We start from the raw sequence: 26,332 nt of genomic DNA, 5'->3' as shown, positions 1-26,332 counted from the left end.
GCCCGCCGCACCCGCCCGGCACGGTAGCGTCGGCAGTGCCATGGAACTCATCGCCTTCATTCCCAGCCCGTCGCGCGGGGTCATCCACCTCGGCCCCATCCCTCTGCGCGGCTATGCCTTCTGCATCATCATCGGTGTCTTCGTGGCCGTGTGGCTCGGCGGCAGGCGATGGGTCGCCCGCGGCGGACTGAAGACCACGGTCGCCGACATCGCCGTCTGGGCGGTGCCCTTCGGCCTGGTCGGCGGCCGCCTCTACCACGTGATCACCAGTTACGAGCTCTACTTCGGTGAGGGCAAGGACTGGGTCAACGCGTTCAAGATCTGGGAGGGCGGCCTCGGCATCTGGGGCGCCATCGCCCTGGGTGCCCTCGGCGCCTGGATCGGCTGCCGGCGCCGCGGCATCTCGCTGCCCGCGTACGCCGACGCCGTGGCGCCGGGCATCGCCTTCGCACAGGCCATCGGCCGCTGGGGCAACTGGTTCAACCAGGAGCTGTACGGGCGCGCCACCGATGTGCCCTGGGCGCTGAAGATCGACAGCGCCCACCGGCCGGCGGACAGCCTGGACGTCGCGACGTACCACCCGACCTTCCTCTACGAGTCGCTGTGGTGCGTGGGCGTGGCCCTGCTGGTCATCTGGGCCGACCGGCGCTTCCGGCTCGGCCACGGCCGCGCCTTCGCGCTCTACGTCGCGGCGTACACCGTCGGGCGCTTCTGGATCGAGTACCTGCGCGTCGACGACGCCCACCACGTCCTCGGCCTGCGTCTCAACGACTGGACGTCGATCCTGGTCTTCGTCGCCGCCGTGGTCTACATCGTGGTCTCGGCGAGGCTGCGGCCGGGCCGTGAGGAGGCCGTCGAGCCGGCGGCCGTCGCCGCGGCCGAGGCCTCCGCGGAGGGGACGGACCCCGACGCGAAGGCCAAGGACGCCAAGGACGCCGAGGGCGAGCAGGCGACGGACACGGAAGCGGACGTGGACGCCGAGAAGACCGAAGCCGACGGGGCGGAGCCCGGCCCGGACCGGGACGAGGAGGACGGCGCCGTCCCCGTCGACGCCGAGGCCAAGCCCGCCAAGAACCTCTGACGCGTACGTCGCGCAGCCCGCGGCCGCCGTTCACCACCCTGGTGACGGCGGCCGCGGCGTTTCGTCTCCGGGCGCGTTTTCGCAGGTAAGGCAGGCTTTCCTTGCTGGAAACGCAGGGAATTCGAGCGTACGGTCGAGGCGTTCGAGGGAGGGACGCGGGGATCGCCGCCCCGGGGGAAGGAGCAGATCGACCATGCCGTCAGCCATGGAGGACGAGCGGGTCGCGCCGTACCACGTGGCGCACCACACCCACCGGGACGTCAGCGGCGGCTGGCTTCGTCCGGCCGTGTTCGGGGCGATGGACGGCCTGGTGTCGAACCTCGCGCTCATGACCGGCGTCGCGGGCGGCAACGTCGCCCCCTCGACCATCGTGATCACCGGATTGGCCGGACTCGCGGCGGGCGCCTTCTCGATGGCCGCGGGCGAGTACACCTCCGTCGCCTCCCAGCGGGAGCTGGTCCAGGCAGAGCTGGACGTCGAGCGGCTGGAACTGCGCCGCAACCCCACGGACGAGCTGCGCGAACTGGCCGCGCTGTACGTCGCCCGGGGCGTCGAGCCGGAGCTGGCCGAAGAGGTGGCCCGGCAGATGTCCAGGGACCCGGAGCAGGCCCTGGAGATCCACGCCCGCGAGGAGCTGGGCGTCGACCCGACCGACCTGCCGTCGCCGCTGGTGGCGGCCGGTTCCTCGTTCGTGTCCTTCGGCGTCGGCGCCCTGCTGCCGGTGCTCCCGTACCTGATCGGCGCAACGGTGGTCTGGCCCGCGGTGATCGTCGCGCTGATCGGTCTCTTCCTCTGTGGGGCGGCTGTGGCCCGTGTGACGGCGCGCAGCTGGTGGTTCAGCGGACTTCGGCAGCTCGTCTTGGGCGGAGCCGCCGCCGGGGTTACCTTCGTTCTGGGCGCGCTGTTCGGCACCGCCGTCGGCTGAGCCGGGTGACGGCCACAAGCCACTTGTTACCCGCTCGTTTCAGCGCGACCAACACAGGGCATCAGTCTGTGGCGCCGTGGGCAGTGTCGCCTGCGTCTCACGTGAGCGATGCTGGCCCATACTGCCTGCTCGTAGCGCTGCTTAGTCCACATGATGGAACTGGCTATCCACTTTTCGGCCATCCGGCCATCATGTAACCTGCACGAAATCGCAGAGGGCCAACGTCGTCCCTAGTGCGCATGTCATATGCCAGATGACGACGACGGGAGAGCCGATGCGTTCCGCGTCCACGCACCCCCAGACCGCCGGCTCCGGTTCCGGCCGGTGGTCCCACATGGACGGGCGTCCCGCCCCCCAGGGGATGTACGACCCCCGCAACGAGCACGACGCCTGCGGCGTCGGCTTCGTGGCCACCCTCACCGGCGAGGCGGACCACGCGCTCGTGGAGCAGGCACTGACCGTGCTGCGCAACCTGGAGCACCGCGGGGCCACCGGCTCCGAGCCGGACTCCGGCGACGGCGCGGGCATCCTGATGCAGGTCCCGGACGCGTTCCTGAGGGCGGTCGCCGGTTTCGAGCTGCCCGCCGCCGGCCGGTACGCGGTCGGCACGGCCTTCCTGCCCGTCGAGGACGAGGACCGCCGCAAGGCCGTCGAGTCCATCGAGCGGCTGGCCGCCGAGGAGGGACTGACCGTCCTCGGCTGGCGCGAGGTGCCGATCGGCCCCGACGTCCTCGGCGCCACGGCGCGCTCGACGATGCCGCACTTCTCCCAGCTCTTCGTCTCGGACGCCGAGGACGCGCGGTCCGGGATCGACCTCGACCGCCCCGCCTTCGTGCTGCGCAAGCGCGCCGAGCGCGAGGCGGACGTCTACTTCCCGTCGCTGTCGGCCCGGACGCTCGTCTACAAGGGCATGCTGACCACCGGCCAGCTGGAGCCCTTCTTCCCGGACCTGTCCGACGAGCGCACCGCCACCGCCATCGCCCTGGTGCACTCCCGCTTCTCCACCAACACCTTCCCCAGCTGGCCGCTGGCGCACCCGTACCGCTTCGTCGCCCACAACGGTGAGATCAACACCGTCAAGGGCAACCGCAACTGGATGCGCGCCCGCGAGTCGCAGCTCGCCTCGGGCCACTTCGGCGGCGACCTGGACCGGATCTTCCCGGTCTGCACGCCGGACGCCTCGGACACGGCGACCTTCGACGAGGTGCTGGAGCTGCTCCACCTCGGCGGCCGCTCGCTGCCCCACAGCGTGCTGATGATGATCCCCGAGGCGTGGGAGAACCACGACTCGATGGACCCGGCCCGGCGCGCCTTCTACCAGTACCACTCCACCCTGATCGAGCCCTGGGACGGCCCGGCCTGCGTCACCTTCACCGACGGTTCCGTCGTCGGCGCCGTCCTGGACCGCAACGGCCTGCGTCCGGGGCGCTACTGGGTCACCGACGACGGCCTGGTCGTGCTCGCCTCCGAGTCCGGCGTGCTGGACGACATCTCCCCGGACAAGGTGGTCCGCAAGGGCCGGCTGCAGCCCGGGAAGATGTTCCTGGTCGACACGGCCCGGCACCGGATCATCGAGGACGACGAGATCAAGGCCCAGCTCGCCGCCGAGCACCCCTACGCGGAGTGGCTGGAAGCCGGCCTGATCCACCTCAACGACCTGCCCGAGCGCGAGCACATCGTGCACACCCACGCCTCGGTCACCCGCCGCCAGCAGACCTTCGGGTACACCGAGGAGGAGCTGCGGATCATCCTGGCGCCGATGGCGAAGACCGGCGGTGAGCCGCTGGGCTCCATGGGCACCGACTCGCCGATCGCGGCGCTGTCCGAGCGGCCCCGGCTGCTCTTCGACTACTTCACCCAGCTGTTCGCGCAGGTCACCAACCCCCCGCTGGACGCCATCCGGGAGGAGCTGGTCACCTCGCTGATCAGCGCCGTCGGCCCGTCCGGCAACCTGCTGGAGCCGTCGCCGGCGTCCTGTCGCAACATCACCCTGCCCTTCCCGGTGATCGACAACGACGAGTTGGCCAAGCTCATCCACATCAACGCCGACGGCGACATGCCGGGCCTGAAGGCCGCGACGCTGTCGGGCCTGTACCGGGTCTCCGGCGGCGGCGAGGCCCTGGCCGCGCGGCTCACCGAGATCTGCGCCGAGGCCGACGCCGCCATAGAGGACGGCGCCCGGCTGATCGTGCTCTCCGACCGGCACTCGGACGCCGAGCACGCGCCGATCCCGTCGCTGCTGCTCACCTCCGCCGTGCACCACCACCTCATCCGCACCAAGCAGCGCACCCAGGTGGGCCTGCTGGTCGAGGCCGGCGACGTCCGCGAGGTGCACCACGTCGCGCTGCTCATCGGCTACGGTGCCGCGGCGGTCAACCCGTACCTGGCGATGGAGTCGGTCGAGGACCTGCTGCGCGCGGGCACCTTCCTCCAGGGTCTGGAGCCCGAGGCGGCCATCAGGAACCTGATCAAGGCGCTGGGCAAGGGCGTACTGAAGGTGATGTCCAAGATGGGCATCTCCACCGTCGCCTCCTACCGCGGCGCGCAGGTCTTCGAGGCCATCGGCCTGGACAACGACTTCGTCGACACCTACTTCCACGGCACCACGACCAAGCTCGGCGGCGCCGGCATCGACGTGGTCGCCAAGGAGGTCGCCGCCCGGCACGCCAAGGCCTACCCCGCCTCCGGCATCGCCCCGGCGCACCGCCGGCTGGAGATCGGCGGCGAGTACCAGTGGCGCCGCGAGGGCGAGCCGCACCTGTTCGACCCGGAGACGGTCTTCCGGCTGCAGCACGCCACCCGCTCGCGCCGCTACGACATCTTCAAGCAGTACACGGACCGGGTGAACGAGCAGTCCGAGCGCCTGATGACGCTCCGCGGCCTGTTCGCCTTCAAGGACGGCGAGCGCGCCCCGATCCCGGTCGACGAGGTCGAGCCGGTCTCCGAGATCGTCAAGCGCTTCTCCACCGGCGCCATGTCGTACGGCTCCATCTCGCGCGAGGCGCACGAGACGCTGGCCATCGCCATGAACCAGCTGGGCGGCAAGTCCAACACCGGCGAGGGCGGCGAGGACCCGGACCGCCTGTACGACCCGGCGCGCCGTTCCGCGATCAAGCAGGTCGCCTCCGGCCGCTTCGGCGTCACCTCGGAGTACCTGGTCAACGCGGACGACATCCAGATCAAGATGGCCCAGGGCGCCAAGCCCGGTGAGGGCGGCCAGCTGCCCGGCCACAAGGTCTACCCGTGGATCGGCAGGACCCGGCACAGCACCCCCGGTGTCGGCCTGATCTCGCCGCCGCCGCACCACGACATCTACTCCATCGAGGACCTGGCGCAGCTGATCCACGACCTCAAGAACGCCAACCCGCAGGCCCGCATCCACGTGAAGCTGGTCTCCGAGGTCGGCGTCGGCACGGTCGCGGCGGGCGTCTCCAAGGCCCACGCCGACGTCGTGCTGATCTCCGGCCACGACGGCGGCACCGGCGCCTCCCCGCTGACCTCCCTGAAGCACGCGGGCGGCCCCTGGGAGCTGGGCCTGGCCGAGACGCAGCAGACGCTGCTGCTCAACGGCCTGCGCGACCGCATCGTCGTCCAGACCGACGGCCAGCTGAAGACCGGCCGCGACGTCGTCATCGCCGCCCTGCTGGGCGCCGAGGAGTTCGGCTTCGCGACCGCCCCGCTGGTGGTCTCCGGCTGCGTGATGATGCGGGTGTGCCACCTGGACACCTGTCCGGTCGGCATCGCCACCCAGAACCCGGTGCTACGCGACCGCTTCACCGGCAAGGCCGAGTACGTGGTGAACTTCTTCGAGTTCATCGCGCAGGAGGTCCGCGAGCTCCTGGCCGAGCTGGGCTTCCGCTCGATCGAGGAGGCCGTCGGCCACGCCGAGCTGATCGACACCACCGCGGCCGTCACCCACTGGAAGGCGCAGGGCATGGACCTCGCCCCGCTCTTCCACGTGCCCGAGCTGCCCGAGGGCGCGGCCCTGCACCGCACCATCGACCAGGACCACGGCCTGGGCAAGGCGCTCGACAACGAGCTCATCGCGCTCGCCAAGGACGCCCTCGACAACGGCGACCCGGTCCGCGCCCAGGTCGCGATCCGCAACGTCAACCGCACGGTCGGCACCATGCTCGGCCACGAGGTGACCAAGAAGTACGGCGGCGCCGGCCTGCCCGACGACACCGTCGACATCACCCTGACCGGCTCCGCGGGCCAGTCCTTCGGCGCCTTCCTCCCCAAGGGCATCACGCTCCGCCTGGAGGGCGACGCCAACGACTACGTCGGCAAGGGCCTGTCCGGCGGCCGGGTGATCGTCCGTCCCGACCGGGGCGCCGACCACCTGGCCGAGTACTCGACCATCGCCGGCAACACCATCGCGTACGGCGCCACCGGCGGTGAGCTCTTCCTGCGCGGCACCACCGGCGAGCGCTTCTGCGTCCGCAACTCCGGCGCCACCGTCGTGTCCGAGGGCGTGGGCGACCACGGCTGCGAGTACATGACCGGTGGCCGGGCACTGGTGCTCGGCCCGACCGGCCGCAACTTCGCGGCCGGCATGTCGGGCGGCATCGCGTACGTCCTCGACCTCGACCCGGACAACGTCAACACCGGCATGGTGAACGTCGAGGAGCTGGACGCCGACGACATCAAGTGGCTGCACGACGTGGTGCGCCGCCACCAGGAGGAGACGGGCTCCACCGTCGCCGAGAAGCTCCTCGCCGACTGGGGCCACACCCTCACCCGCTTCGGCAAGGTCATGCCGCGGGACTACAAGGCAGTGCTCGCCGCCAAGAACGCCGCCGAGCAAGCCGGGCTCTCCGAGTCCGAGACCGTCGCGAAGATGATGGAGGCGGCAAATGGCTGACCCGAAGGGCTTCCTCACCACGCCCCGCGAGACCGCTCCGACCCGTCCGGTCGAGGAGCGCAAGCAGGACTGGAACGAGGTCTACGTTCCCGGCGGCCTGCTGCCGATCATCACCAAGCAGGCCGGACGCTGCATGGACTGCGGCATCCCCTTCTGCCACAACGGCTGTCCGCTGGGGAACCTGATCCCCGAGTGGAACGACTACGCCTACCGTGAGGACTGGAAGGCCGCCAGCGAGCGCCTGCACGCGACCAACAACTTCCCGGAGTTCACCGGTCGCCTCTGCCCGGCCCCCTGCGAGTCCGCCTGTGTGCTCGGCATCAACCAGCCGGCGGTGACCATCAAGAACGTCGAGGTCACCATCATCGACAAGGCCTGGGACAGCGGGGACGTCACCCCGCAGCCCCCGGACCGGCTCTCCGGCAAGACCGTCGCCGTCATCGGCTCCGGCCCGGCGGGCCTGGCCGCCGCCCAGCAGCTGACCCGGGCCGGCCACACCGTCGCGGTGTACGAGCGGGCCGACCGCATCGGCGGTCTGCTGCGGTACGGCATCCCCGAGTTCAAGATGGAGAAGCGGCACATCAACCGCCGCATCGAGCAGATGCGCGCGGAGGGCACCAAGTTCCGCACCGGTGTCGAGGTCGGCCGCGACATGCCGGGCAGCGCACTGCGCAAGCGGTACGACGCCGTGGTGATCGCCGCGGGCGCCACCCAGTGGCGCGACCTGCCCGCCGAGGGACGCGAACTCGGCGGCATCTACCAGGCGATGGAGTACCTGCCGCTGGCCAACAAGGTGCAGGAGGGCGACTTCGTCGCCCCGCCGATCACCGCCGAGGGCAAGCACGTGGTCGTCATCGGCGGTGGCGACACCGGCGCCGACTGCGTCGGCACCGCGCACCGCCAGGGCGCCCGCTCGGTCACCCAGCTGGAGATCATGCCCCGGCCGTCGGAGGACCGCCCGGCGCACCAGCCCTGGCCGACCATGCCGATGACGTACAAGGTCACCTCCGCCCACGAGGAGGGCGGCGAGCGGGTCTACGCCGTCAACACCATGAGGTTCGAGGGCGACGAGGACGGCAACGTCAAGGCGCTGCACCTGGTCGAGGTCGAGTTCCAGGACGGGAAGTTCGTCCCGCAGCCCGGCACCGAGAAGGTGATCCCTGCCGAACTGGTCACCCTCGCCATGGGCTTCACCGGCACCGACCAGCGCAACGGCCTGGTCGAGCAGCTCGGCCTGGAGCTCGACGCCCGCGGCAACATCGCCCGCGACAAGGACTTCACCACCAACGTGGACGGTGTCTTCGTCGCCGGTGACGCGGGCCGCGGCCAGTCGTTGATCGTGTGGGCCATCGCCGAGGGCCGTTCCGCGGCCCGCGCGGTGGACCACTACCTCACCGGCGCGAGCATCCTGCCGGCCCCGATCCGTCCGACGGATCGCCCGCTGACGGTCTGACCCTCCGTCACACCTGAGACGTCCCGTACAAGGGCGTACGGAACGGAACGCGGCGCCTGCCCTCACCCGACCGGGGGCAGGCGCCGCACTGCCATGTCGTGGAACTCCACCAGGGCGTCCTCGGTGTAGGCGCCCACGCCGCCCCGGGTGTAGGGGCGTTCGGCGTCCGCGAACGAGGTCAGGAAGCGCCCGTCGACCGTGATCGTGAGCGTGGCGCCGCGCTGCTCCACCTCGATCCGGTACCAGCGCCCGGTGGGGAACGGCGCCGGACCGGTGGCCAGGAAGCGCTGGCCACCCGGGTACGCCGGGTCGCGCTTGCCCAGCTCCCAGCCGTTCGGCTTGAGGGCGAGGTAGTAGAAGTGCTCCGGGTCGCGGTACGCCCACACCAGCCACGGCACTTCCCACGGGTTGGGCCGGGGGGTGCGCAGCTGACGGAGCGTCCGCGTCCGCGCCCCGTAGGCCATGTCCCCGTACTCCTCGGTGGAGACCACCAGGCCCGCGTGCGTGACGTCCGGGCGGTCGGCCACGCCCGGCGAGAGCAGCAGCGACGTGGCGTCCCCGCGGTTGTCGCCGTAGCCGTCGTACACCGACAGCCAGGGCCCGTGCACCGTGCCGTCCGTCCAGCCGGGCCCGGCGCCGCCGCGCCCCTGGCACGCGTACACCACGCCGCCCACCACCAGCAGCAGGGCGAGCACCAGCCCGGCGGACCGCGGGCCCCTCCGCCGCGGTGGGCGGAGGGGCCGGAGCACGGAGGACCTCAGGACGGTGGTCATGCCGCGGGGGAGGGCTCCGGGGCACGGGGCGGCGGGACCGCGGAGGAGAGCGTGGTGGGCACGTCCTCGCCGAAGTCCTCGGCGAGCTGGGCGAGCACGCGTTCTGCCGCCCGTCCGTCGCCGAAGGGATTGCCCGCGGTCGCCATGCGGTGGTACTCCGCCGGGTCGTCCAGCAGCCGGCCCGCGGCCGTCAGGATCGCCTCGGGGTCGGTGCCGATCAGCCGGGCCGCGCCCGCCTCCACGGCCTCCGGCCGCTCGGTGGTGGTACGGAGCACCAGCGCGGGCTTGCCGAGGCTGGGCGCCTCCTCCTGGATGCCGCCGGAGTCGGTGAGGACCAGCTCGCAGTCGGCGAGGGTCGCCGCGAAGTCGGGGTAGCCCAACGGTTCGACGACGTGCACGGCGTGGTGGCCGGTCAGTTCGGGCAGCAGGGCCTCGCGCACGGCCGGGCTCTTGTGCAGCGGCAGCAGGATCTCCACGTCCCCGCGCCGGCCGAGCCGGCGCAGCGCGCGGCCCATGGCGCGCATCCGCTCCCCCTGGTTCTCCCGGCGGTGCAGGGTGAGCAGCACCCGGCGGCGGCCGCTGCCCGGGAAGGCGCTGCGGCCGACGCCCTCGCCGAGCACCCACAGCAGGTTGTCGATGACCGTGTTGCCGGTGGTGAACACCTGGGTGTCGGGGGTGCCCTCGGCGAGCAGGTGGGCGGCGGCCCGCGGGGTGGGGGCGAAGTGCCAGCGGGCGATGCGCCCGATCAGCCGGCGGTTGAGCTCCTCGGGGAACGGGTTGTCGAGGACGCCGGTGCGCAGGCCCGCCTCGACGTGGGCGACGGGGACGCGTTCGTAGAAGGCGGCCAGCGCCCCGGCCAGCGCGGTGGTGGTGTCGCCCTGGACGATCACCAGGTCCGGACGGTCGTTCCTGATGACCTCGCCCAGTCCCTCCACCAGACGGGCCGTCAGCTCCGAGAGCTGCTGGCGCTCGCGCATCACGTCGAGCCCGGCCCTGGCCGGCACCTGCAGCAGCTCCAGCATCTGGTGGAGCATCTCGCGGTGCTGTCCGGTGGTGACCACGATCGGCTCGAACAGCTCCGAGGCCGCCATCGCCCGGGCCACGGGGGCCAGTTTGATCACCTCCGGCCGGGTGCCGAGGACGAGCATCGCGCGGATCGTTTGCGTCGTTCCGGGCGATTCGGATGGGTGAGCGGACATGGTTCCCCCCTGGGACGGTGGTGCAGGTGATCGGGACGAGAAGGAGTACGGGCCGTCAGGTGCGCGCGGTCTTCAGCCAGGTGCGCTTGCCGGTGAGCATCCGCCACAGGCCCCACCAGCCGGCGGCGAACCAGATGTAGCCGTAGAGGATGAAGGCGTGCGCCGCCAGGACGGAGCGCACCAGCCCGAGTGTGCGCTCGCGCTTGGCGTAGACGAAGCCGTAGACGTAGGCCGCGGTGAAGGAGAGCAGGTACGGGCCGAGCAGCCACATCGGCGAGACCAGCGGCCGGCCCTCCTGGAACGAGGCGGCGACGGTGCCGCCGACGGCCACCAGGAAGGACAGCGGCAGCAGCGAGGTGAGCAGGATCAGCACCGGGCTGGACAGGTGGTAGAGCAGGTCCAGGGCCGGGCGGGTGGAGACCTCGCGCAGGATCAGCGGCACCAGGCCGGCGGACTGCAGGTGGCCCTGGAACCACCGCGAGCGCTGCCGCACCAGCCGTCGTACGTCGAGCACGGCCTGCTGGGAGACGGCGGCGGTGGTGCAGTACTGGTTGCGCCAGCCGCGCGCGATCAGCCGGACCCCGAGGTCGAGGTCCTCGGTCAGGCTGTCGCTCCAGGGGCCGTCGCCGCCGAGCGTGTCGAGCGCGGACAGCCGCATGAACTGCCCGTTGCCGCCCATGCCGACGCTGCCCAGGAAGCGCCGGGCGCTCTGGAAGACGTCGCCGTAGACGACGAACTCCATGTCCTGCAGCCGGGCCAGCAGCCCCAGGTGCCGGTTGTACATGCGGACGCCGATCTGGACGGCGCCGGTGGCCGGGTCGTCGAAGTACGGGTCGACGGCCTGGATGGTGTGCGGGTCGAGCCGGCCGTCGGCGTCGACGACGCAGAGGATGACGTCCTCGGGGGCGCGGTGGCCGAGCAGTCCGGAGGCCCGCAGGTGGCGCACGCCCGCGTTGAGCGCCGCGCCCTTGCCGCGCCGGGCGTCGGGGAGCCGGCGCCGGTAGAGCCAGACCCGCGAGCTGTCGGCGGCCCGGGCGACCTCGGACGTACGGTCGTCGGAGGCGTCGTCGATGACCAGTGCCACGAAGCTGTCGGCGGGCAGTGAGGTGATCCGGGCCAGGCTCTCGGCGAGGACCTTCTCCTCGTTGAGGCAGGCGAGCAGGAAGACGTAGAAGCGCTGCCGTCCCGGCTGGCGCACCCGGCGGATGTGGCGCCGGGAGAGCAGGAACAGCGTGGTGTTGTAGGTCCCGGCCAGCACGATCAGCGCGGTCGCGGCCCACAACGCGAACTGGCCGGTCATGACCGGCCCCCGGCGGTCCGGCCGGCCGCCGCACGGGCCGAGGGACGGCGGAGCCAGAGTCTCGCCGCCATCAGACCGAATGCGATCAGGCAATACAGCAGGAAGCCCATTCCTGCCGCTATTTGTAAACCCCTGGCGAACGGAATGCCAGGAACAGCCCTCGAAGCCGTGGCCATACCAGCCAGCGGCAGCATTGTGCCCAGTGCGGGCCTTCCGTACATGAGTGAGTCCCCCCAATGCGTTCCGGCGCGAAAGGCGGTCCGGAACTCCAGGGCAGGAAGTTAGCAGATACTTTTGGATGATCATCGCCTGATAGGCGGTGCGTGGGGTTGCGCGCGGGGCGTGCGCCGGTATCGCCGCAGCTCCGGGGTGTGTACCGAAAGGGGGATTCACCCTTCTGGGGGCATTGGGTTTCCATGCCGGAATGAAAATCGAACGAGAGGCGAATCCGATGATCGTGTTGACATCGGGCATTGCGGCTCTGAACAATCGGCGACCTGTTCTGAACCGGTGCAATGGGGGGAAACATGCAATCCCGCATCAGGAGGCCCGGGAAGTCCCGGGTCTCCGTCATCGTCATGCTCATCACGGCCCTCTTGGGGGTCGCATTCCTGTCCGCCCCGGCGGGCGGTGCCGCAGGGCGCGGCCCCGCGGGCAAGGGCGACCACCGCCACCGCGGCGAGCTCCTGGGCGGCCGCGCCGGCCTCGGCGAGGTCGACTTCACGGGCTGGGCCGCGGCCCAGCGTGCCGCCGACCGGGAGCGGCGCGCCAAGGGCCCGGTCCGCGGGGGCGGCCGGCCGCCACGGGCCGGCCGCGACCTGACCGGCGCACGCGCCCCGCTGGCGGCCGCACCCGCGAGGGCGGCTGCGGCCGCCGCCGGCACCACCGCGCTCGTGCTGTACGACACCGCCGGCCCCTACGGGCACCTCGGCGAGCTCTACGCCATGGCCACCGCCAACCTCGCCGGCCACTTCGGGACCGTGACCGCCAAGCCCGTCTCGCAGTACACCGCGGGCATGGTCAACCAGTACACGGCCACCTTCTACATCGGCTCCACCTACTACGGCGGGAGCATCCCCGACGCCGTCCCCGCCGCCTTCTACCAGGACGTGGTCACCACCACGCGTCCGGTGACCTGGCTCGCGGACAACATCTGGTCGCTGGCGAACGCGACCGGGGTCGCGCAGTTCCAGACCAAGTACGGCTGGGACCCCACCGCGTCGTACTTCGAGGCGAACGGCAGCGTCGGCACCGTCACGCAGGTGACGTACAGGAACCAGAACCTCACCCGGAAGATCCCGGCCGGCCAGGACGGCGGCGTGCTGCGCCCCGCCATCTCGTCGGGGCCCGGCTACCCGGCGGTGACGCAGCTGGCCACCGCGCGCGACACCGGCACCGGCACCGACTTCCCGTGGGCCGTGCGATCGGGCAACCTCACATACGTCGGTGAGATCCCCTTCGCCTACGTCTCCGAGAGCGACCGGATCATCGCCTTCGAGGACCTGCTCTTCGACTCCCTCGCCCCCGCCACCGCCGAGCGGCACCGGGCCATGATGCGGCTGGAGGACATCAGCCCCAACTCCGACCCCGCGCAGCTGCGGGCCATCGCCGACTACCTCGCCGCGGAGCAGATCCCGTACGGCATCAACGTCATCCCCGTCTACACGGATCCGAGCGGCACCTACAACAACGGCCGGCCGCAGACCGTCACCCTGGCGCAGCGTCCCGAACTGGTCACCACCCTGAAGTACATGCTCCAGCATGGTGCCGTGCTGATGAACCACGGCTACACCCACCAGTACGGGAACACCGCCAACCCCTACAACGGCGTCACCGGCGACGACTTCGAGTTCTACCGGGCCCACGTCGACGCCTCCGACGACGTGGTCTACGAGGGCCCGGTCGCCGGGGACTCCCTGTGGGCGCAGACCCGGGTCACCCTGGGTCTGGCCCAGTTCGCCCTCGCGGGACTGCCGGTGCCCAAGCTGTGGACCACCCCGCACTACGCGGCCTCCGCCACCGACTACAAGGTCTTCGCCCAGAACTACACCGCGCGCCTGGAGCGGTCGCTGTACTTCTCGGGCACCCTCGGCGGCAGCACGGCCGACCCCAACCGCTTCATCGGGCAGTTCTTCCCGTACGTCGTGAAGGACGTGTACGGCACCACCGTGCTCCCCGAGAACATCGGCAACTACGAGCCCGAGGCCTACAACAACCACCCGGCGCGCCTGCCGGCCGAACTGATCGCCTCGGCCAAGGCGAACCTCGCCGTCCGCGACGGCTTCGCCAGCTTCTTCTACCACCCCTACTACCCGGTCCAGCCGCTCAAGGAGACGGTCGAGGGCATCCGCGCCCTCGGCTACACCTTCGTCAGCCCCGCGACCGCCGCGTGACCCTGCTCCGGAGGACCGCCGCCGCGACCGTCGCGGCGGCGGTCCTCGCCCTCACCGCCGGCTGCACCACCGTCGGCGCCCGGCCCGCGGACCGCCCCGACGGCCGGCCGCACGAGCGCCCCGGGGCCGGTGCGGGCGACCGTGTCCGCGGCATCGCGCTGCCCTCCTGGGCCGCGGACGACTACGACAGCCCCGCCGCCGGGCGCTACCTGCGCGGCATCGCCGCCACCGGCGCGCGCTGGGTGTCCTTCACCCCCACCTGGTACCAGTCCGGCGTCCACGGGACCTCGATGCGCACCACCGAGGAGACCGCGAGCGACGCGAGCCTGCGGCGGATCGTCCGCGAGGCCCATGCCGCCGGCCTGAAGGTGCTGCTCAAGCCGCACGTCGACCTGACCGGCGGCGGCGACCGGGCCGGCATCACGCCCACCGACCCCGATGCCTGGTTCACCGCCTACACGCGCTTCATCACCCACTACGCGGAGCTGGCGGGCGGGCTCGGCGTCGAGCAGTTCTCCGTGGGCACCGAACTGGCCGGCACCTCGCGGGACGGCGGGCGCTGGCGGGCGGTGATCCGCGCCGTCCGGGACGCCTACGACGGTCCGCTGGTCTACGCCGCCAACTACGACGAGTACGAGCACGTCCCCTTCTGGGACGCCCTCGACCTGATCGGGGTCGACGCCTACTGGCCGCTGGCCGAGCGTCCCACTGCCGACGTCGGCCGGCTGCGCGCCGCCTGGCGGCCCGTGATCCGGGAGCTGGCCGGCTACTCCGCCCGGCACCACCGCCGCGTGCTGTTCACCGAGGCCGGCTACGTCAGCCAGCGCGGGACGACCACGGCCCCGTACTCCTGGACCGTCAGCCGGCAACCGGCGGAGGCCGAGCAGGCGGCCGCGTACCAGGCGTTGCTCGCCGCCCTGGACGGGGAGCGCTGGTGGGCCGGGGTGTGCTGGTGGATGTGGGACGACTGGCCGGACAGCGGGGAGACCCCGGCCCGGCTCGCGTACAGCCCGCGCGGCAAACCCGCGGAGGAGGTGCTGCGCCGCTGGTGGCGCACATGAGCGTGACAATTCAGGCGAAACGCTGACATTGTGTCGTCATGACGGCTCTCGCACCCGGCGCAACCGAGGACACGACGGACTTCGCCGACGCCGACCGGGGATTCCTCGGTGCCCTGACCCCCGGCCGCGTCACCGACGGCGACGGCCGGGTGGTCTGGGACGGCGACGCGTACTCCTTCCTGCAGGGCCCGTGCCCCGACACGGCGCACCCCGGCCTGTGGCGGCAGAGCCGGCTCGCCTCCCGGCAGGGGCTGTTCGAGGTCGTCGAGGGGATCTACCAGGTACGCGGCCTGGACCTGTCGAACATGACCCTCGTCGAGGGGGACCGCGGGGTCGTCGTCATCGACCCCCTCCGCTCCGCCGAGTGCGCCGCCGCCGCCCTCGCCCTCTACCGCGAACACCGCGGGGAACGGCCCGTCACCGCCCTCATCTACAGCCACTCGCACGTCGACCACTTCGGCGGCGCCCGCGGTGTCCTGCCGCACGGTCACGACCCGGTGCCCGTCCTGGCCCCGGCCGGCTTCCTGGAGCACGCGGCGGGCGAGAGCGTCGACGCCGGGGTCGCGATGACCCGCCGTGCCGTCTACATGTACGGCTCCGAACTGCCCAAGGGCCCGGCCGGGCAGATCGGCTGCGGCCTCGGCCAGACCGCCTCCACCGGAACCGTCACCCTGATCCCGCCCACCGTCCTGGTCACCCGCACCGGCCAGGACGAGACGATCGACGGGGTCCGGATCATCTTCCAGCTCACCCCGGGGGCCGAGGCGCCCGCCGAGATGAACTTCCACTTCCCCGCCAAGCGGGTGCTGTGCATGGCGGAGAACGCCACCCACACCATGCACAACGTCCTCACCCTGCGCGGTGCGCAGGTCCGCGACGCCCGGCTGTGGGCGCACTACCTCAACGAGGCCCTCGTCCTGTTCGGCAACGCCTCCGACGTCGTCATCGCCTCCCACCACTGGCCGACCTGGAGCCGCGAGGGCATCCACCGGCTGCTGTCGCACCAGCGCGACCTCTACGCCTACCTCCACGACCAGACCCTGCGGCTGATCAACCGGGGCCTCACCGGCAGCGAGATCGCCGAGGAGCTGACCCTGCCCCCGGCCCTGGAACGGATCAACTCCAACCGCGGCTACTACGGCTCCCTCAGCCACAACGTGAAGGCCGTCTACCAGCGCTACATGGGCTGGTTCGACGGCAACCCGGCCCACCTGTGGCAGCACCCTCCGGCGGAGGAGGCACGCCGCTACGTGGACTGCCTCGGCGGCACCGACGCCACCGTCGCCAAGGCCAGGGAGTACGCCGAGGCCGGCGACCTGCGCTTCGCCGTCACCCTGCTGGGCCACGCCGTCTTCGCCGACCCCGGGCACGCCGCCGCGGCGGAGGAACTGGCCCTGCTCTACGAGCGGCTGGGGCACGGCTGCGAGAACGGTCCCTGGCGCAACTTCTACCTGATGGGCGCCCAGGAACTGCGGCAGGGGGTGACCCGGACCCCCGTCGTGATCGCGAACCCGGAGCTGATGGCCGCCCTGACCGTCGACCAGCTCATCGACTCCCTCGCCATCCGCGTCAACGGCCCCAAGGCCTGGGACGTCCACCTGACCATCGACTGGCGCCTCACCGACGAGCACCGCACCTGGCACCTGACCCTCTCCAACGGCGCCCTCACCTACTTCTCCACCCAGGACGGGCGCCCCGCCGTCCGGCACGCCGACCTGACGCTCACCCTCAGCCGGCCCGAGCTGCACCGGCTCCTCGCGGGCGGCCGCTTCGAGGGCGTCGACCACGAGGGGGACCTGAAGGTGGTCGCGACCCTGGTCGGGCTGCTGGACGCCGCCGACCAGGACTTCCCGATCGTCACCCCGTGAGGATCCCCCCGCGCGCGCCCGGCACCGTGGTCCACCACCGCACCGTCGAGGCGAACGGGATCCGGCTGCACATCGCGGAGCAGGGCGAGGGCCCGCTCGTGCTGCTGCTGCACGGCTTCCCCGAGTGCTGGTACTCCTGGCGCCACCAGTTCGCGCCGCTCGCCGCCGCCGGCTACCGGGTGGTCGCCCCCGACCAGCGCGGCTACGGCCGTAGCGAGCGGCCCGGCGCCGTCGACGCGTACACCGTCCTCGACCTCGTCGGCGACGTCGTCGGGCTCGTGCACGCCCTCGGCGAGAGCCGGGCCGTCGTCGTCGGCCACGACTGGGGCGCCCCCGTCGCCTGGCACACCGCGCTGCTGCGGCCCGACCTCGTCCGCGCCGTGGCGGGCCTCAGCGTCCCGCCGACCTTGCGCAGCGGCGACACGCCGCCGCTGCGGTCCATGCGCGAGCTGTACGACGGGCGGTTCTACTGGAACTACTTCGAGCGGCCCGGTGTCGCCGACGCCGAGTTCGCCGCCGACCCGCGGAGGACCTTCCGTCGTTTCCTGTACGGCGCGTCCGGCGACAACCCCGCCAACGACCCGGTCCCGGCCCAGCCCCTGGTCCCGCCCGGCGGCGGCTTCCTCGACCTCGTCGAGGAGCCCGAGGAACTCCCGGACTGGCTCACCGAAGAGGACCTCGACGCCTTCGCCGCCGAGTACGCCGAGGCCGGCTTCACCGGCGGGCTCAACTGGTACCGCAACCTCGACCGCAACTGGCGGCTGACCGCGCCCTGGGCCGGTGCCGCCCTCCAGGTCCCCGCCCTCTACGTCACCGGCGACCGCGACCTCGTCCACGGTTTCCCGGGGATGTCCGAGCTGCTCCCGGTGCTGCGGGAGCTCCACCCCACGCTGCGCGAACCGGTGGTGCTGCCCGGCTGCGGCCACTGGACCCAGCAGGAGCGCCCGGCGCAGGTCAACGCCATGCTGCTGGACTTCCTGCGGGAGGTCGCGCCGCCCACCGGCTGATCACGTGTCGCACTCCAGCACGGTGCGGCACAGCCCGCACCGTGCCTTCACCCGGCCGCGCACGGGCACCCGGATCCGCTGGTGGCACGTGGGGCAGGAGAAGGAGACCCGCTGGGGGCCGGCGCCCTCGAAGGCGTAGCCGGCCGCCGGGTACGCCCCGCCGCGGCGCCGGTCGTGGGCGTACCGGCGGCGGCCCGCCCAGCCGCAGCCGACCATCGGCGGATGGCGCAGATCGGACTCGGCGAGCCGCAGACCGGTCCGGTAGGCCTCCTGGGCCCTCGGACTGGTGAGCCACGGCTCGATGTCGTCGCCGAAGGCCTGCGCCCGCTTGGCCAGGACGTAGCCGAACTCCTCCGGGGTGAGGTAGCCCAGCTTGGACGCGGCCGTGGTCAGCCGCTCCCCGAGCAGCGCCGGCTCCTCCCGGTAGGAGTCCAGCAGCAGCCAGCCCGCGCCCAGGTAGGTCGTGGCGGTGTCGGTGAGGATCTCGTTGTCCCGCACCCCGGGGTACTCCAGGCCGAGCCGGTGCAGGTAGACGTGCATGACCTCGTGCGCCAGCACCGCCCCCACGTCGCGCCGGTCGTCCCGGAAGCGCGCGTGCAGCTCCACGAAGTACTCGGGCCCGGCGGCCAGTTCCACGTTGCCCGCGTGCACCATGTCCCGGAAGCTGACCACCATGCGGGCCTCCGGCAGCCGGAAGTGCTGCACGATGGCCCGGGCCACCCGCTGGGCGCCCAGATGGAGGTCCTCCTCCGCGGGGAACGCCACGGCTTCCGGGCGCACGCTCGCGGGGAAGCGGCTCACCGTGTCGTACGACAGCCGCCGGTACAGCGCGGTGAGGGCGGCCCGGACCTTCTCCAGGTGCGGGAAGCCGTGTTCGATCGGGCTGGACGACGGCTCGGTCACGGCGCCTCCCCGGGCGGGTACGACGCTTCGAGCCTACGCGTCGACCCAGGCCGTTGTCGCCGTGCGTTCCGGTCCCGTGCCGCTCGCCGAACCCCGCACCGGCACGCCCAGCGCGGCCAGCCGCTCGGCGGCGGTCGGCGCGGTGCCGCCCTCCGCCTGGTACACGCTGACCAGCAGCCGCCCGCCGGGCTCCACGAGTTCCGCCAGCAGCCTGCGGACCAGGTCGCCCAGCCGGCGCTCGGGCACGCAGTCGACGAGGGTGTGCACGAAGGTGAACCGGCCGCCGTCGGCGGGCCGCCAGTCCAGCGCGTTGCCCACCTCGATCCGCCCGGCCCACTGCGGCAGCCGGCGCCGGGCCAGCGCCACCAGGCGCGGGGCGAAGTCCACACCGTGGGGCTCGACCACCCGGCCCCGCTCGGCCGCCCACCGCCGCACCGACTCCATCAGCAGCCCGTTGGCGCAGCCGACGTCCAGGAAGGTGCCGTCCTTGTGGAGCGCCTCGACCACCATCGAGCGCCGCGCCCGCCACTGCTCCGGCTCCCGGCCGAAGCCCGAACCGCCCTCGGGCGTGGTCGCCCGCAGGTAGGCGGGCTCCAGCAGGCGCAGGTTGTCGGCGAAGTACGAGGCCTCGTCCTGCTCCCGGAAGGAGCGCTCCGCGTCCAGCACGGCACGCCGCTCGGGGCCGTGGGGGAGCAGGCCCGCGATCGTGCCGGCGTCGGCCACGACCAGGTCCGCCTCGGCGGCGTGCGGCCGCCGGCCCCGGTACCGGTCGCCGTCCAGCCAGGCGTAGAGCCGCTGTTGCCCCGCGTCCCAGGCGAAGGGGTGCACCCGCTGCCGGTAGTAGCCGGCGCTCTCCAGCGGCACCCGGGCGGCGGTGTCGAGCATCCAGTCCTCGCCGGGCAGCACCTCGCCGGACGGCAGGCGCACCACCCCGTCCGCGCCGCGCACCGCGCCCGCCAGGCCGCCCGGCAGGAACGGCACGAAGGTGACCCGCCGCACCGACGCGGGGTCCGGGTCCTCCTCGGCCAGTGCGTACGCCGTCCACCGTGCGTCCATGCCGTTCCCCCTCGGCCGAGTGCCTTCGCCCCGGCCCGGCCGGGCGGGACGTGCCGCCGCCGCACCCGGCGGCGGCACGGGAACACCGTACAAGCGGCCGCCGGCACCGGGCCGCCGCTCATCCCGTGACGGCCGGCCCCGGCGCCTGCCCGTAGCAGAGGCAGAACGGGTGCCCGGCCGGGTCGGCGAAGACCCGGAAGCCGCTGCGCTCGCCGCCGCTGTCGTGCAGGAAGGCGGCGCCCAGCGCGACGACCTCCTGGTGGGCGCGCTCCACGTCGGCGCGGGTGGGGACGTCGAAGTCCAGGTGGAACTGCTGGGGGTGCTCCGGGTCGGGCCAGCGTGGCGGCCGGTGGAAGGGCACCTCCTGGAAGGCGATCCGGGTGCCGTCCGGGGCCGTCAGGGTCACCCACGAGGGGTCTGCGGTGTCCAGGGCCCAGCCGAGGATCCCCTGGTAGAAGGCGCCCAGCGCGGCCGGGTCCGGGCAGTCGATCACGGTGCACTGCAAGGTGGCGATCATCCGACGAGCCTGCCCGGCCTCCTCCTCGGGACGCAAGGCCCGCCCCCGGGACCATACTTTCGGCTGATACGGAACAGGTCGGCCGGGGGAGGCCCCGGCACCCCCGGGCTCCGTACGGTGGGACCCGTGGCCGGCCGTCCGTCGCCCGGCGGCCGGTCACGGCATCCGTACCCGCCGTCACCCGAAGGACCCCACCACCGATGTCCGCCGCCTGTGCCGCCTCCGCCGTGACCGCCCCCGCCGTGACCGTCCGGAGCGCCTCGGCCCGGATCGCCGCCGCCGTCGCCTGCCGCGCGGTGCTCGCGCCGGTGCTCGCGGTGTGCGCGGTCCTCGCGGTGTGCGTGGCCAGGGCGGCCGGGGTCCCCGGCATCCTCGGCGGCCCCGGACCGGCGCTGACCGGTGCGTTCCTGCTGGGAGCGGGCGTCTGCGGCGTCCGCTACGCCGTCCGCCCGAGGTGAGGGGGCGATGAGGATGACGCACCGTCGCATCAACGTCCTCGCCCTCGTCCTCCTCGGCCTCGCCGCCGCCGCGACCACCTGGGCGGTCACCCGCGCGGGGCAGGGCGCCGCCGCCGTGGTCCACGGCAGCACGCCCGCCCGCGCCTCCGACCCGGCCGGGCACACCCCGGTGCGCATCGACATCCCCAGCGCCGACGTGCACGCCCGCGTCGTCGACCTCGGGATCACCGACGACGGCACCCTGCAGACCCCCGCGACCGAGCAGGGCCGCTATGCCGGCTGGTACGACCGCAGCGCCGCCCCCGGCGACACCGGCACCTCCGTGATCGTCGGCCACGACGACGGCGGACGCGGCCGCGCGGTCTTCCACGACCTGCACGCCGTGCGCCGCGCCGACACCGTCGTCGTCACCCGCCGTGACGGCAGCCGCGCCCGCTTCACCGTCACACGGATCGAGCACGTCCCCCGGCACTCCTTCCCCGCCCAGGACCTGCGCTCGGACGGCGGCGTGCCGACGCTGCGGCTCGTCACCTGCGCGGGCGACCGGCACGACGGCCACCGTCCCACCGGGGCACTGGTCGTGCACGCGAGCGCCGTCCGCTCCTCCTGAGCGGCGCTGCGGGCCGGGATCCCCTCTCCACCGCCCCGGTTGCCGCCGCATTTCCGGCGGAGGATCGTGAAGAGCGGGGCTGCCCTCGCATCGGATGCCGGAGCCGAGCGCCCTCGCCGCCGCGGGCCACCCGGTGACCCGCCGCCTCGGGCGCCGCCCGGCGGACCCCGGGTCATCCCCCGTCAGCCGGGTCGCCTCGGGCACCTGGGACGCAGGGTCACGGGAGGCCGTGATGTGCTTCGTGCATTCTGGAACCGCAGGCGCCGGCAGCCTGGTGCAGCGGGCCTCCGCAGGACCGGCCGCGGCCGCGCTGTCGGCACTGGCCGCCGGGGGCGGGACGGTCGGCGGCATGGACGTCGCAGGCTCCGGCAGCCCGGACGTGACGACGGGACCGGACGGGGACAAGGTCGTGGACGGGTTCGGCCGCGTACTGCACAACCGGTGGAACCGGGACCTGCCCCCGGTGACCACGGTGCGGCCGGGCGAGGTCGTCCAACTGCTGTGCCGGGACGCCCTGGACATCGGGGCCGCGGCCCGGACGATGACCCCCGAGGCGACCCTGACCATCGACCTGGGGAAGGTCCATCCGCTCACCGGCGCCATCGAGGTGGAGGGCGCGAAGCCGGGCGACATCCTCGAGGTCGAGGTCCTGGACGTCGCCCCGCTCGTGGACTTCGGCTACGTCGTCGTCAGCCCCGCCCTGGGCCTGTTCGGATCCCTGCGCCCCGAACTGCTCGCCCCGCTCGCCCCCTGGAGCGAGGCCTCCCAGTTCAGCGACCCCACCCCCGGACCGGCCGCCGGTGCCCTGCCGGCGGACCAGCCCCACAACAGCGGCGCCCCGTTCCTCCAGTTGTTCGGCTTCGAGCGCGGCCAGAACACCGGGTTCGCCACGTTCACCGGCGCCGACACCGGCCGGCAGGCGCGCATCCCCATCGCACCCTTCATGGGGATCATGGGCGTCGCGCCCCTGCGCAAGGGCATGTACCGCACTTTCCCGCCCGACGTCAGCGGCGGAATGGGCGGCAACACCGACATCCGGCAGCTGGTCAAGGGAGCGCGGATACAGATCCCGGTCTACGCCGAGGGCGCGCTGTTCTCCGCCGGGGACGGGCACATGGCGCAAGGCGACGGAGAGGTGACCGGGACGGCCATCGAGACGCTCATGGCCGTCACCCTGCGGTTCGGCGTCATCCCGGACACGGTGATCGCCGGTCCCCGGGCCGTCGTGCCCGCCGCGGACCCGACCCAGCTGGCCATGCCCGAGGAGATGCTCGCCCAGGGTTACTACCAGACGACCGGCACCGGACCGGACCTGATGGAGAACGCGAAGAACGCGGTCCGGGACATGGCCGACTGGCTCGCCGGCGACCAGGGGCTGAGCCTGCACGAGGCCTACACGCTCTGCAGCGTGGCGGGCGACCTGAAGATCAACGAGACGGTGGACCTGCCGTCCTGGCTCGTGTCGATGACCCTTCCGCGCGGCATCTTCACCTGACGGCGCGCCGTCCCGGACGCCCGGTCGACCGGCCCGCGCGACCGCGGCCCGTGGCGAACGGCCGTGCGCCGCGGACCGGGCATGGGGCAGCATGACCGCATGCCTGTTCTCACACGTGCCGAGGCCGAGACCCGCGCCCGGCGGATCGCCGTCCAGCACTACTCCGTCGACCTGGACCTCACCCGTGGCGACGAGGTGTTCGGATCGACCACCGTCATCCGCTTCACCGCGCTCGCCGACGGCGACACCTTCGTCGAGCTGAAGCCCGCCGCGCTGCACGGCGCCGTCCTGGACGGGCGGCCGCTGGACCCCGCGTCCCTGGACGACAACCGGCTGCCGCTCACCGGGCTCGCGGCCGGCCCGCACGAACTGCGGGTCGAGGCGGACATGCGCTACTCCCGCACCGGTGAGGGCATGCACCGCTTCACGGACCCGGCCGACGGCGAGACGTACCTGTACACCCAGCTCTTCCTGGACGACGTGCAGCGCGTCATCGCCGCCTTCGACCAGCCCGACCTCAAGGCCGTCTTCGAGGTCGCCGTGACCGCGCCCCCCGCGTGGACGGTCCTCGGCAACGGCGTCGCCGGGCGCACCGGGGAGGCCGAGGGCCGCTGGCGCGTCGCGGCGACCCCGCCGATCAGCACCTACCTGCTCGCGGTCGCCGCCGGACCCTGGCACTCGGTGCGCACCGAGCACGCGGGCCTGCCCTTCGGGCTGCACTGCCGCCGCTCCCTCGCCCCGTACCTGGACGCCGACGTCGAGGAGCTCTTCGACATCACCCGGCGCTGCTTCGACCGCTACCACGAGCTGTTCGAGGAGCCGTACCCCTTCGACTCCTACGACCAGGCCTTCGTCCCCGAGTTCAACGCGGGCGCGATGGAGAACCCGGGCCTGGTCACCTTCCGCGACGAGATGGTCTTCCGTTCCGCCGTCACCGACACCGAACGGCAGACCCGCGGCATGGTCGTCGCCCACGAGATGGCCCACATGTGGTTCGGCGACCTCGTCACCCTGCGCTGGTGGGACGACATCTGGCTCAACGAGTCCTTCGCCGAGTACATGGGCTACCAGGTGCTCTCCGAGGCCACCCGGTTCACCGGCACGTGGACCGACTTCGCCGTCGCGCGCAAGGGCTGGGGGTACGACGCCGACCAGCGCCCCTCCACCCACCCCGTCGCCCCGGCCCCGGAGGCCGTCCCCGACACCGCCTCGGCGCTGCTCAACTTCGACGGGATCTCCTACGCCAAGGGCGCCTCCGCGCTGCGCCAGCTCGTCACGTGGCTCGGCCGCAAGGACTTCCTCGCCGGCATCAACGACCACTTCGCCCGGCACCGCTTCGGCAACGCGGCCCTCGCCGACTTCATCGACTCCCTCGCCCGCGCCACCGACCGCGACGTCCACGCCTGGGCCGACCGCTGGCTGCGCACCACCGGCGTCGACACGCTCACCCCCGCCCCCATGGGCGCCGACGGCGGCTGGCGGCTCGACGTGACGCACCAGGGCAGCCGCCCGCACCGCATCGCCGTCGCCGCGTACGACCGCGCCGACGCCGACCCGGCGCAGCTGGTGCTGCGCGAGCGCTTCGAGACCGACGTGCCCGCGAACGGCGAGGCGCCCGGCGGCCGCCCCGGCCCCCGCCCCGACCTGGTGCTCCTCAACGACCAGGACCTGACGTACGCCAAGATCCGCTTCGACACGCAGTCCTGGGACACCCTCGTCGCCGCGCTGCGCGGCCTGCCGGACCCGCTCAGCCGCGCCCTGGTCTGGAACGCCGCCCGCGACCTCGTCCGGGACGGCGAACTCCCGCCCGCCGCCTACCTCGACGTCGCCCGCGCCCACTTGCCGTACGAGACCGACATCGCCGTCGTGCAAGGCGTGCTCGGCTTCGCCCGCGGGCAGATCGCCGACCGCTACCTCCCCGCGGCCGAACGCCCCGGCGCGCTCGCCACCCTGGAGGCGCTCGCCCGCGACCTGCTCACCCGTCAGGACCCAGGACTGCGGCTCGCCGCGGCCCGCGAGCTCATCGCCGCCACCGCCGACCCCGGCGCCCTGCGCGGCTGGCTCACCGAGGGCACCCTGCCCGGCGGGCCCGCGCTCGACCCCGAACTGCGCTGGCAGATCCTCACCCGGCTCACCGTCCTGGGCGCGGCGTCGGCCGAGGACATCGCGGCCGAGCTGGACTCCGACCCCAGCGCCACCGGCCAGGAGGGCGCCGCCCGCTGCCGGGCCGCGCTGCCCGACCCCGAGGCGAAGCGCGACGCCTGGGCGCGGATGTTCGACGGCGACACCCTGTCCAACTACCTCTTCACGGCCACCGCCCAGGGCTTCTGGCAGCCCGAACAGCTCGACCTCGTCCGGGAGTACGTGCCCCGCTTCTTCCCCGCCGCCGTCGCGGTCGCCGCCCGCCGGGGACCCGCACTCGCCGAGGCCGCGGGCCGCTGGGCCTTCCCCGTCCCCGTCGTCGAGCCCGCCGTGCTCGACCTCGGCGAGCAGTGCCTCCGCTCGGGCGACCCCGCCCCGATCCCCGCCCTGCGCCGCCGCCTCGCCGACCAGCTCGACGACCTGCGCCGCGCCCTCCGCGTCCGCACGGGTTCCGCGTAGCGGGTGCGGGGGTGCGTCTGCGCGGGCCGGTTGTCCTGTGCGGTGCGTTGTGGTTGCGGTTGGGGTTTTTCCCACCACCCGCCCGATTGCCCGGCGCGGTCAGTGCGCGCCTGCGCTCCGTTGGTTTGGGGTCGGTGCCGCGCCGGCGCACGCCCCCAGCCTTCGGCCGGGGGACCCCCACCTCGGCGCTCGCGGCGCTGCCCCACGTCATTCGGCGCCGCGCGTACCGCTCGTCTCCCCCAGCCTTCGGCCGGGGGGACCCCCATGGGGCACCCCGCCACACCCCCTCCGGTCGTGTGGGCGCATGACGGCCGGTGGGGGTTCAGTAAGGCACTTGGGGCAGCCCCGGTCCGCCTTCTGACCCCCCACCGGCCGTTGGTCGCGGAACCGGCGGAGGGGACGGGGTCGGAGGGTGGGCGTTCTGGACGCTGACGTGTATTTGTTGTGCGGCATGGACGGCACAACAAGTGCCGCCCGTCATGCACATAAATATGCGGTCCAGAATGCCCAGCCCGGAGGCCCCGACCCCGGCCCACCACGAACCGCGCGAGGCCCGCACCAACCGCGCCGGATGGGGTCCCCCCCCCGGCCGAAGGCTGGGGGCGGGCGGGCGGGGGAGAAACCTCAACCGCAACCACGACGGCGCCGCACACGACAGCTGGGCGAACGCCCCCGTGGGTGCGCCGGGGCGGCGACCGTTCGGGGCGTGGGGGCAACACCCAGGGCGGGGGAGCGTCGTTACGCAGGTCGCCCAGCGCGCACGCGCCG

Annotated in this window: 18 protein-coding genes; 12 read left to right on the top strand and 6 right to left on the bottom strand. The window is 72.9% G+C overall.

Features of this window, described 5'->3' with window-relative positions; translation table 11 throughout:
- The first annotated feature begins 40 nt into the window (after window positions 1-40).
- The 4 genes from lgt to ABZ312_RS15530 all read left to right on the top strand — a co-directional run bounded on the left by lgt (window position 41) and on the right by ABZ312_RS15530 (window position 8,323).
- Entirely contained in the window at window positions 41-1,081 is a 1,041-nt protein-coding gene (lgt, locus tag ABZ312_RS15545; protein WP_500437850.1) for a prolipoprotein diacylglyceryl transferase, read from the top strand.
- A 205-nt stretch (window positions 1,082-1,286) separates the two neighbouring features.
- Window positions 1,287-2,006, top strand: a complete 720-nt coding sequence (locus tag ABZ312_RS15540; protein ID WP_500330587.1) for a VIT1/CCC1 transporter family protein — start codon at window positions 1,287-1,289, stop codon at window positions 2,004-2,006.
- Window positions 2,007-2,280: 274 nt separating this feature from the next.
- Window positions 2,281-6,870, top strand: coding sequence for a glutamate synthase large subunit (gltB, locus tag ABZ312_RS15535; protein ID WP_500330589.1), 4,590 nt, complete (start codon window positions 2,281-2,283; stop codon window positions 6,868-6,870).
- Window positions 6,863-8,323 carry a glutamate synthase subunit beta gene (locus ABZ312_RS15530; protein WP_500330571.1) on the top strand — a complete coding sequence of 487 codons (1,461 nt, stop codon included), beginning with the start codon at window positions 6,863-6,865 and terminating at the stop codon, window positions 8,321-8,323. Before gltB ends, ABZ312_RS15530 begins: the two co-directional genes overlap by 8 nt.
- 62 nt (window positions 8,324-8,385) lie before the next feature.
- On the opposite strand, the gene ABZ312_RS15525 is transcribed toward ABZ312_RS15530, so the two are convergent.
- The 3 genes from ABZ312_RS15525 to ABZ312_RS15515 form a co-directional block, all read right to left on the bottom strand.
- A complete protein-coding gene (locus ABZ312_RS15525) occupies window positions 8,386-9,096 on the bottom strand; it encodes a calcium-binding protein (protein WP_500330573.1) in 711 nt (236 codons plus the stop codon).
- Window positions 9,093-10,244: a non-hydrolyzing UDP-N-acetylglucosamine 2-epimerase gene (gene wecB, locus ABZ312_RS15520; protein WP_500330575.1), complete on the bottom strand. Its 1,152-nt coding sequence runs from the start codon at window positions 10,242-10,244 to the stop codon at window positions 9,093-9,095. The genes ABZ312_RS15525 and wecB overlap by 4 nt, the downstream gene beginning before the upstream one ends.
- Window positions 10,245-10,350: 106 nt before the next feature.
- On the bottom strand, window positions 10,351-11,595 hold the full coding sequence (locus ABZ312_RS15515) for a glycosyltransferase family 2 protein (protein ID WP_500330576.1): 1,245 nt from the start codon (window positions 11,593-11,595) through the stop codon (window positions 10,351-10,353).
- 527 nt (window positions 11,596-12,122) lie between these two features.
- Here ABZ312_RS15515 and ABZ312_RS15510 point away from each other — a divergent pair.
- From ABZ312_RS15510 to ABZ312_RS15495, 4 genes are read left to right on the top strand one after another with little or no spacing between them, the layout of a single operon-like run.
- Window positions 12,123-13,988 (top strand): DUF2334 domain-containing protein, encoded by a 1,866-nt coding sequence (locus ABZ312_RS15510; RefSeq protein ID WP_500437848.1) that lies wholly within the window; start codon window positions 12,123-12,125, stop codon window positions 13,986-13,988.
- Window positions 13,985-15,049, top strand: coding sequence for a glycoside hydrolase family 113 (locus ABZ312_RS15505; RefSeq protein WP_500359980.1), 1,065 nt, complete (start codon window positions 13,985-13,987; stop codon window positions 15,047-15,049). Before ABZ312_RS15510 ends, ABZ312_RS15505 begins: the two co-directional genes overlap by 4 nt.
- Before the next feature lie 38 nt (window positions 15,050-15,087).
- Window positions 15,088-16,917 carry an alkyl/aryl-sulfatase gene (locus ABZ312_RS15500; RefSeq protein ID WP_500331931.1) on the top strand — a complete coding sequence of 610 codons (1,830 nt, stop codon included), beginning with the start codon at window positions 15,088-15,090 and terminating at the stop codon, window positions 16,915-16,917.
- A 26-nt stretch (window positions 16,918-16,943) separates the two neighbouring features.
- Window positions 16,944-17,924: an alpha/beta fold hydrolase gene (locus ABZ312_RS15495; RefSeq protein ID WP_500437880.1), complete on the top strand. Its 981-nt coding sequence runs from the start codon at window positions 16,944-16,946 to the stop codon at window positions 17,922-17,924.
- Here the strand turns inward: ABZ312_RS15495 and ABZ312_RS15490 are convergent, their stop codons facing one another.
- The 3 genes from ABZ312_RS15490 to ABZ312_RS15480 all read right to left on the bottom strand — a co-directional run bounded on the left by ABZ312_RS15490 (window position 17,925) and on the right by ABZ312_RS15480 (window position 20,400).
- Window positions 17,925-18,827, bottom strand: coding sequence for a hypothetical protein (locus ABZ312_RS15490; RefSeq protein ID WP_500331932.1), 903 nt, complete (start codon window positions 18,825-18,827; stop codon window positions 17,925-17,927).
- Window positions 18,828-18,860: 33 nt separating this feature from the next.
- A complete protein-coding gene (locus ABZ312_RS15485) occupies window positions 18,861-19,883 on the bottom strand; it encodes a class I SAM-dependent methyltransferase (protein WP_500331933.1) in 1,023 nt (340 codons plus the stop codon).
- Window positions 19,884-20,001: 118 nt separating this feature from the next.
- Window positions 20,002-20,400 carry a VOC family protein gene (locus ABZ312_RS15480; RefSeq protein ID WP_500331934.1) on the bottom strand — a complete coding sequence of 133 codons (399 nt, stop codon included), beginning with the start codon at window positions 20,398-20,400 and terminating at the stop codon, window positions 20,002-20,004.
- Between the two features lie 200 nt (window positions 20,401-20,600).
- On the opposite strand from ABZ312_RS15480, the gene ABZ312_RS15475 reads away from it, so the two are divergent.
- From ABZ312_RS15475 to pepN, 4 genes are all read left to right on the top strand, one after another.
- A complete protein-coding gene (locus ABZ312_RS15475) occupies window positions 20,601-20,858 on the top strand; it encodes a hypothetical protein (RefSeq protein WP_500437846.1) in 258 nt (85 codons plus the stop codon).
- A gap of 7 nt (window positions 20,859-20,865) precedes the next feature.
- Window positions 20,866-21,468, top strand: coding sequence for a sortase domain-containing protein (locus tag ABZ312_RS15470; RefSeq protein WP_500331936.1), 603 nt, complete (start codon window positions 20,866-20,868; stop codon window positions 21,466-21,468).
- A 241-nt stretch (window positions 21,469-21,709) separates the two neighbouring features.
- A complete protein-coding gene (locus tag ABZ312_RS15465) occupies window positions 21,710-22,963 on the top strand; it encodes an acetamidase/formamidase family protein (RefSeq protein ID WP_500437844.1) in 1,254 nt (417 codons plus the stop codon).
- 99 nt (window positions 22,964-23,062) lie between these two features.
- Window positions 23,063-25,564 carry an aminopeptidase N gene (pepN, locus tag ABZ312_RS15460; protein WP_500437842.1) on the top strand — a complete coding sequence of 834 codons (2,502 nt, stop codon included), beginning with the start codon at window positions 23,063-23,065 and terminating at the stop codon, window positions 25,562-25,564.
- Window positions 25,565-26,332: the final 768 nt, after the last annotated feature.

It is taken from the genome of Streptomyces sp. NPDC006207 (assembly GCF_040613835.1).
GTDB lineage: Bacteria > Actinomycetota > Actinomycetes > Streptomycetales > Streptomycetaceae > Actinacidiphila.
This window is presented reverse-complemented; position numbering and strand designations above follow the sequence as displayed.

Excerpts from the sequence above, each read along its gene's own strand:
- lgt (WP_500437850.1), top strand. The coding sequence starts at position 41 with ATGGAACTCATCGCCTTCATTCCCAGCCCGTCGCGCGGGGTCATCCAC.
- ABZ312_RS15540 (WP_500330587.1), top strand. The coding sequence starts at position 1,287 with ATGGAGGACGAGCGGGTCGCGCCGTACCACGTGGCGCACCACACCCAC.
- gltB (WP_500330589.1), top strand. The coding sequence starts at position 2,281 with ATGCGTTCCGCGTCCACGCACCCCCAGACCGCCGGCTCCGGTTCCGGC.
- ABZ312_RS15530 (WP_500330571.1), top strand. The coding sequence starts at position 6,863 with ATGGCTGACCCGAAGGGCTTCCTCACCACGCCCCGCGAGACCGCTCCG.
- ABZ312_RS15525 (WP_500330573.1), bottom strand. The coding sequence starts at position 9,096 with ATGACCACCGTCCTGAGGTCCTCCGTGCTCCGGCCCCTCCGCCCACCG.
- wecB (WP_500330575.1), bottom strand. The coding sequence starts at position 10,244 with ATGCTCGTCCTCGGCACCCGGCCGGAGGTGATCAAACTGGCCCCCGTG.
- ABZ312_RS15515 (WP_500330576.1), bottom strand. The coding sequence starts at position 11,595 with ATGACCGGCCAGTTCGCGTTGTGGGCCGCGACCGCGCTGATCGTGCTG.
- ABZ312_RS15510 (WP_500437848.1), top strand. The coding sequence starts at position 12,123 with ATGCAATCCCGCATCAGGAGGCCCGGGAAGTCCCGGGTCTCCGTCATC.
- ABZ312_RS15500 (WP_500331931.1), top strand. The coding sequence starts at position 15,088 with ATGACGGCTCTCGCACCCGGCGCAACCGAGGACACGACGGACTTCGCC.
- ABZ312_RS15485 (WP_500331933.1), bottom strand. The coding sequence starts at position 19,883 with ATGGACGCACGGTGGACGGCGTACGCACTGGCCGAGGAGGACCCGGAC.
- ABZ312_RS15480 (WP_500331934.1), bottom strand. The coding sequence starts at position 20,400 with ATGATCGCCACCTTGCAGTGCACCGTGATCGACTGCCCGGACCCGGCC.
- ABZ312_RS15475 (WP_500437846.1), top strand. The coding sequence starts at position 20,601 with ATGTCCGCCGCCTGTGCCGCCTCCGCCGTGACCGCCCCCGCCGTGACC.
- ABZ312_RS15470 (WP_500331936.1), top strand. The coding sequence starts at position 20,866 with ATGAGGATGACGCACCGTCGCATCAACGTCCTCGCCCTCGTCCTCCTC.
- pepN (WP_500437842.1), top strand. The coding sequence starts at position 23,063 with ATGCCTGTTCTCACACGTGCCGAGGCCGAGACCCGCGCCCGGCGGATC.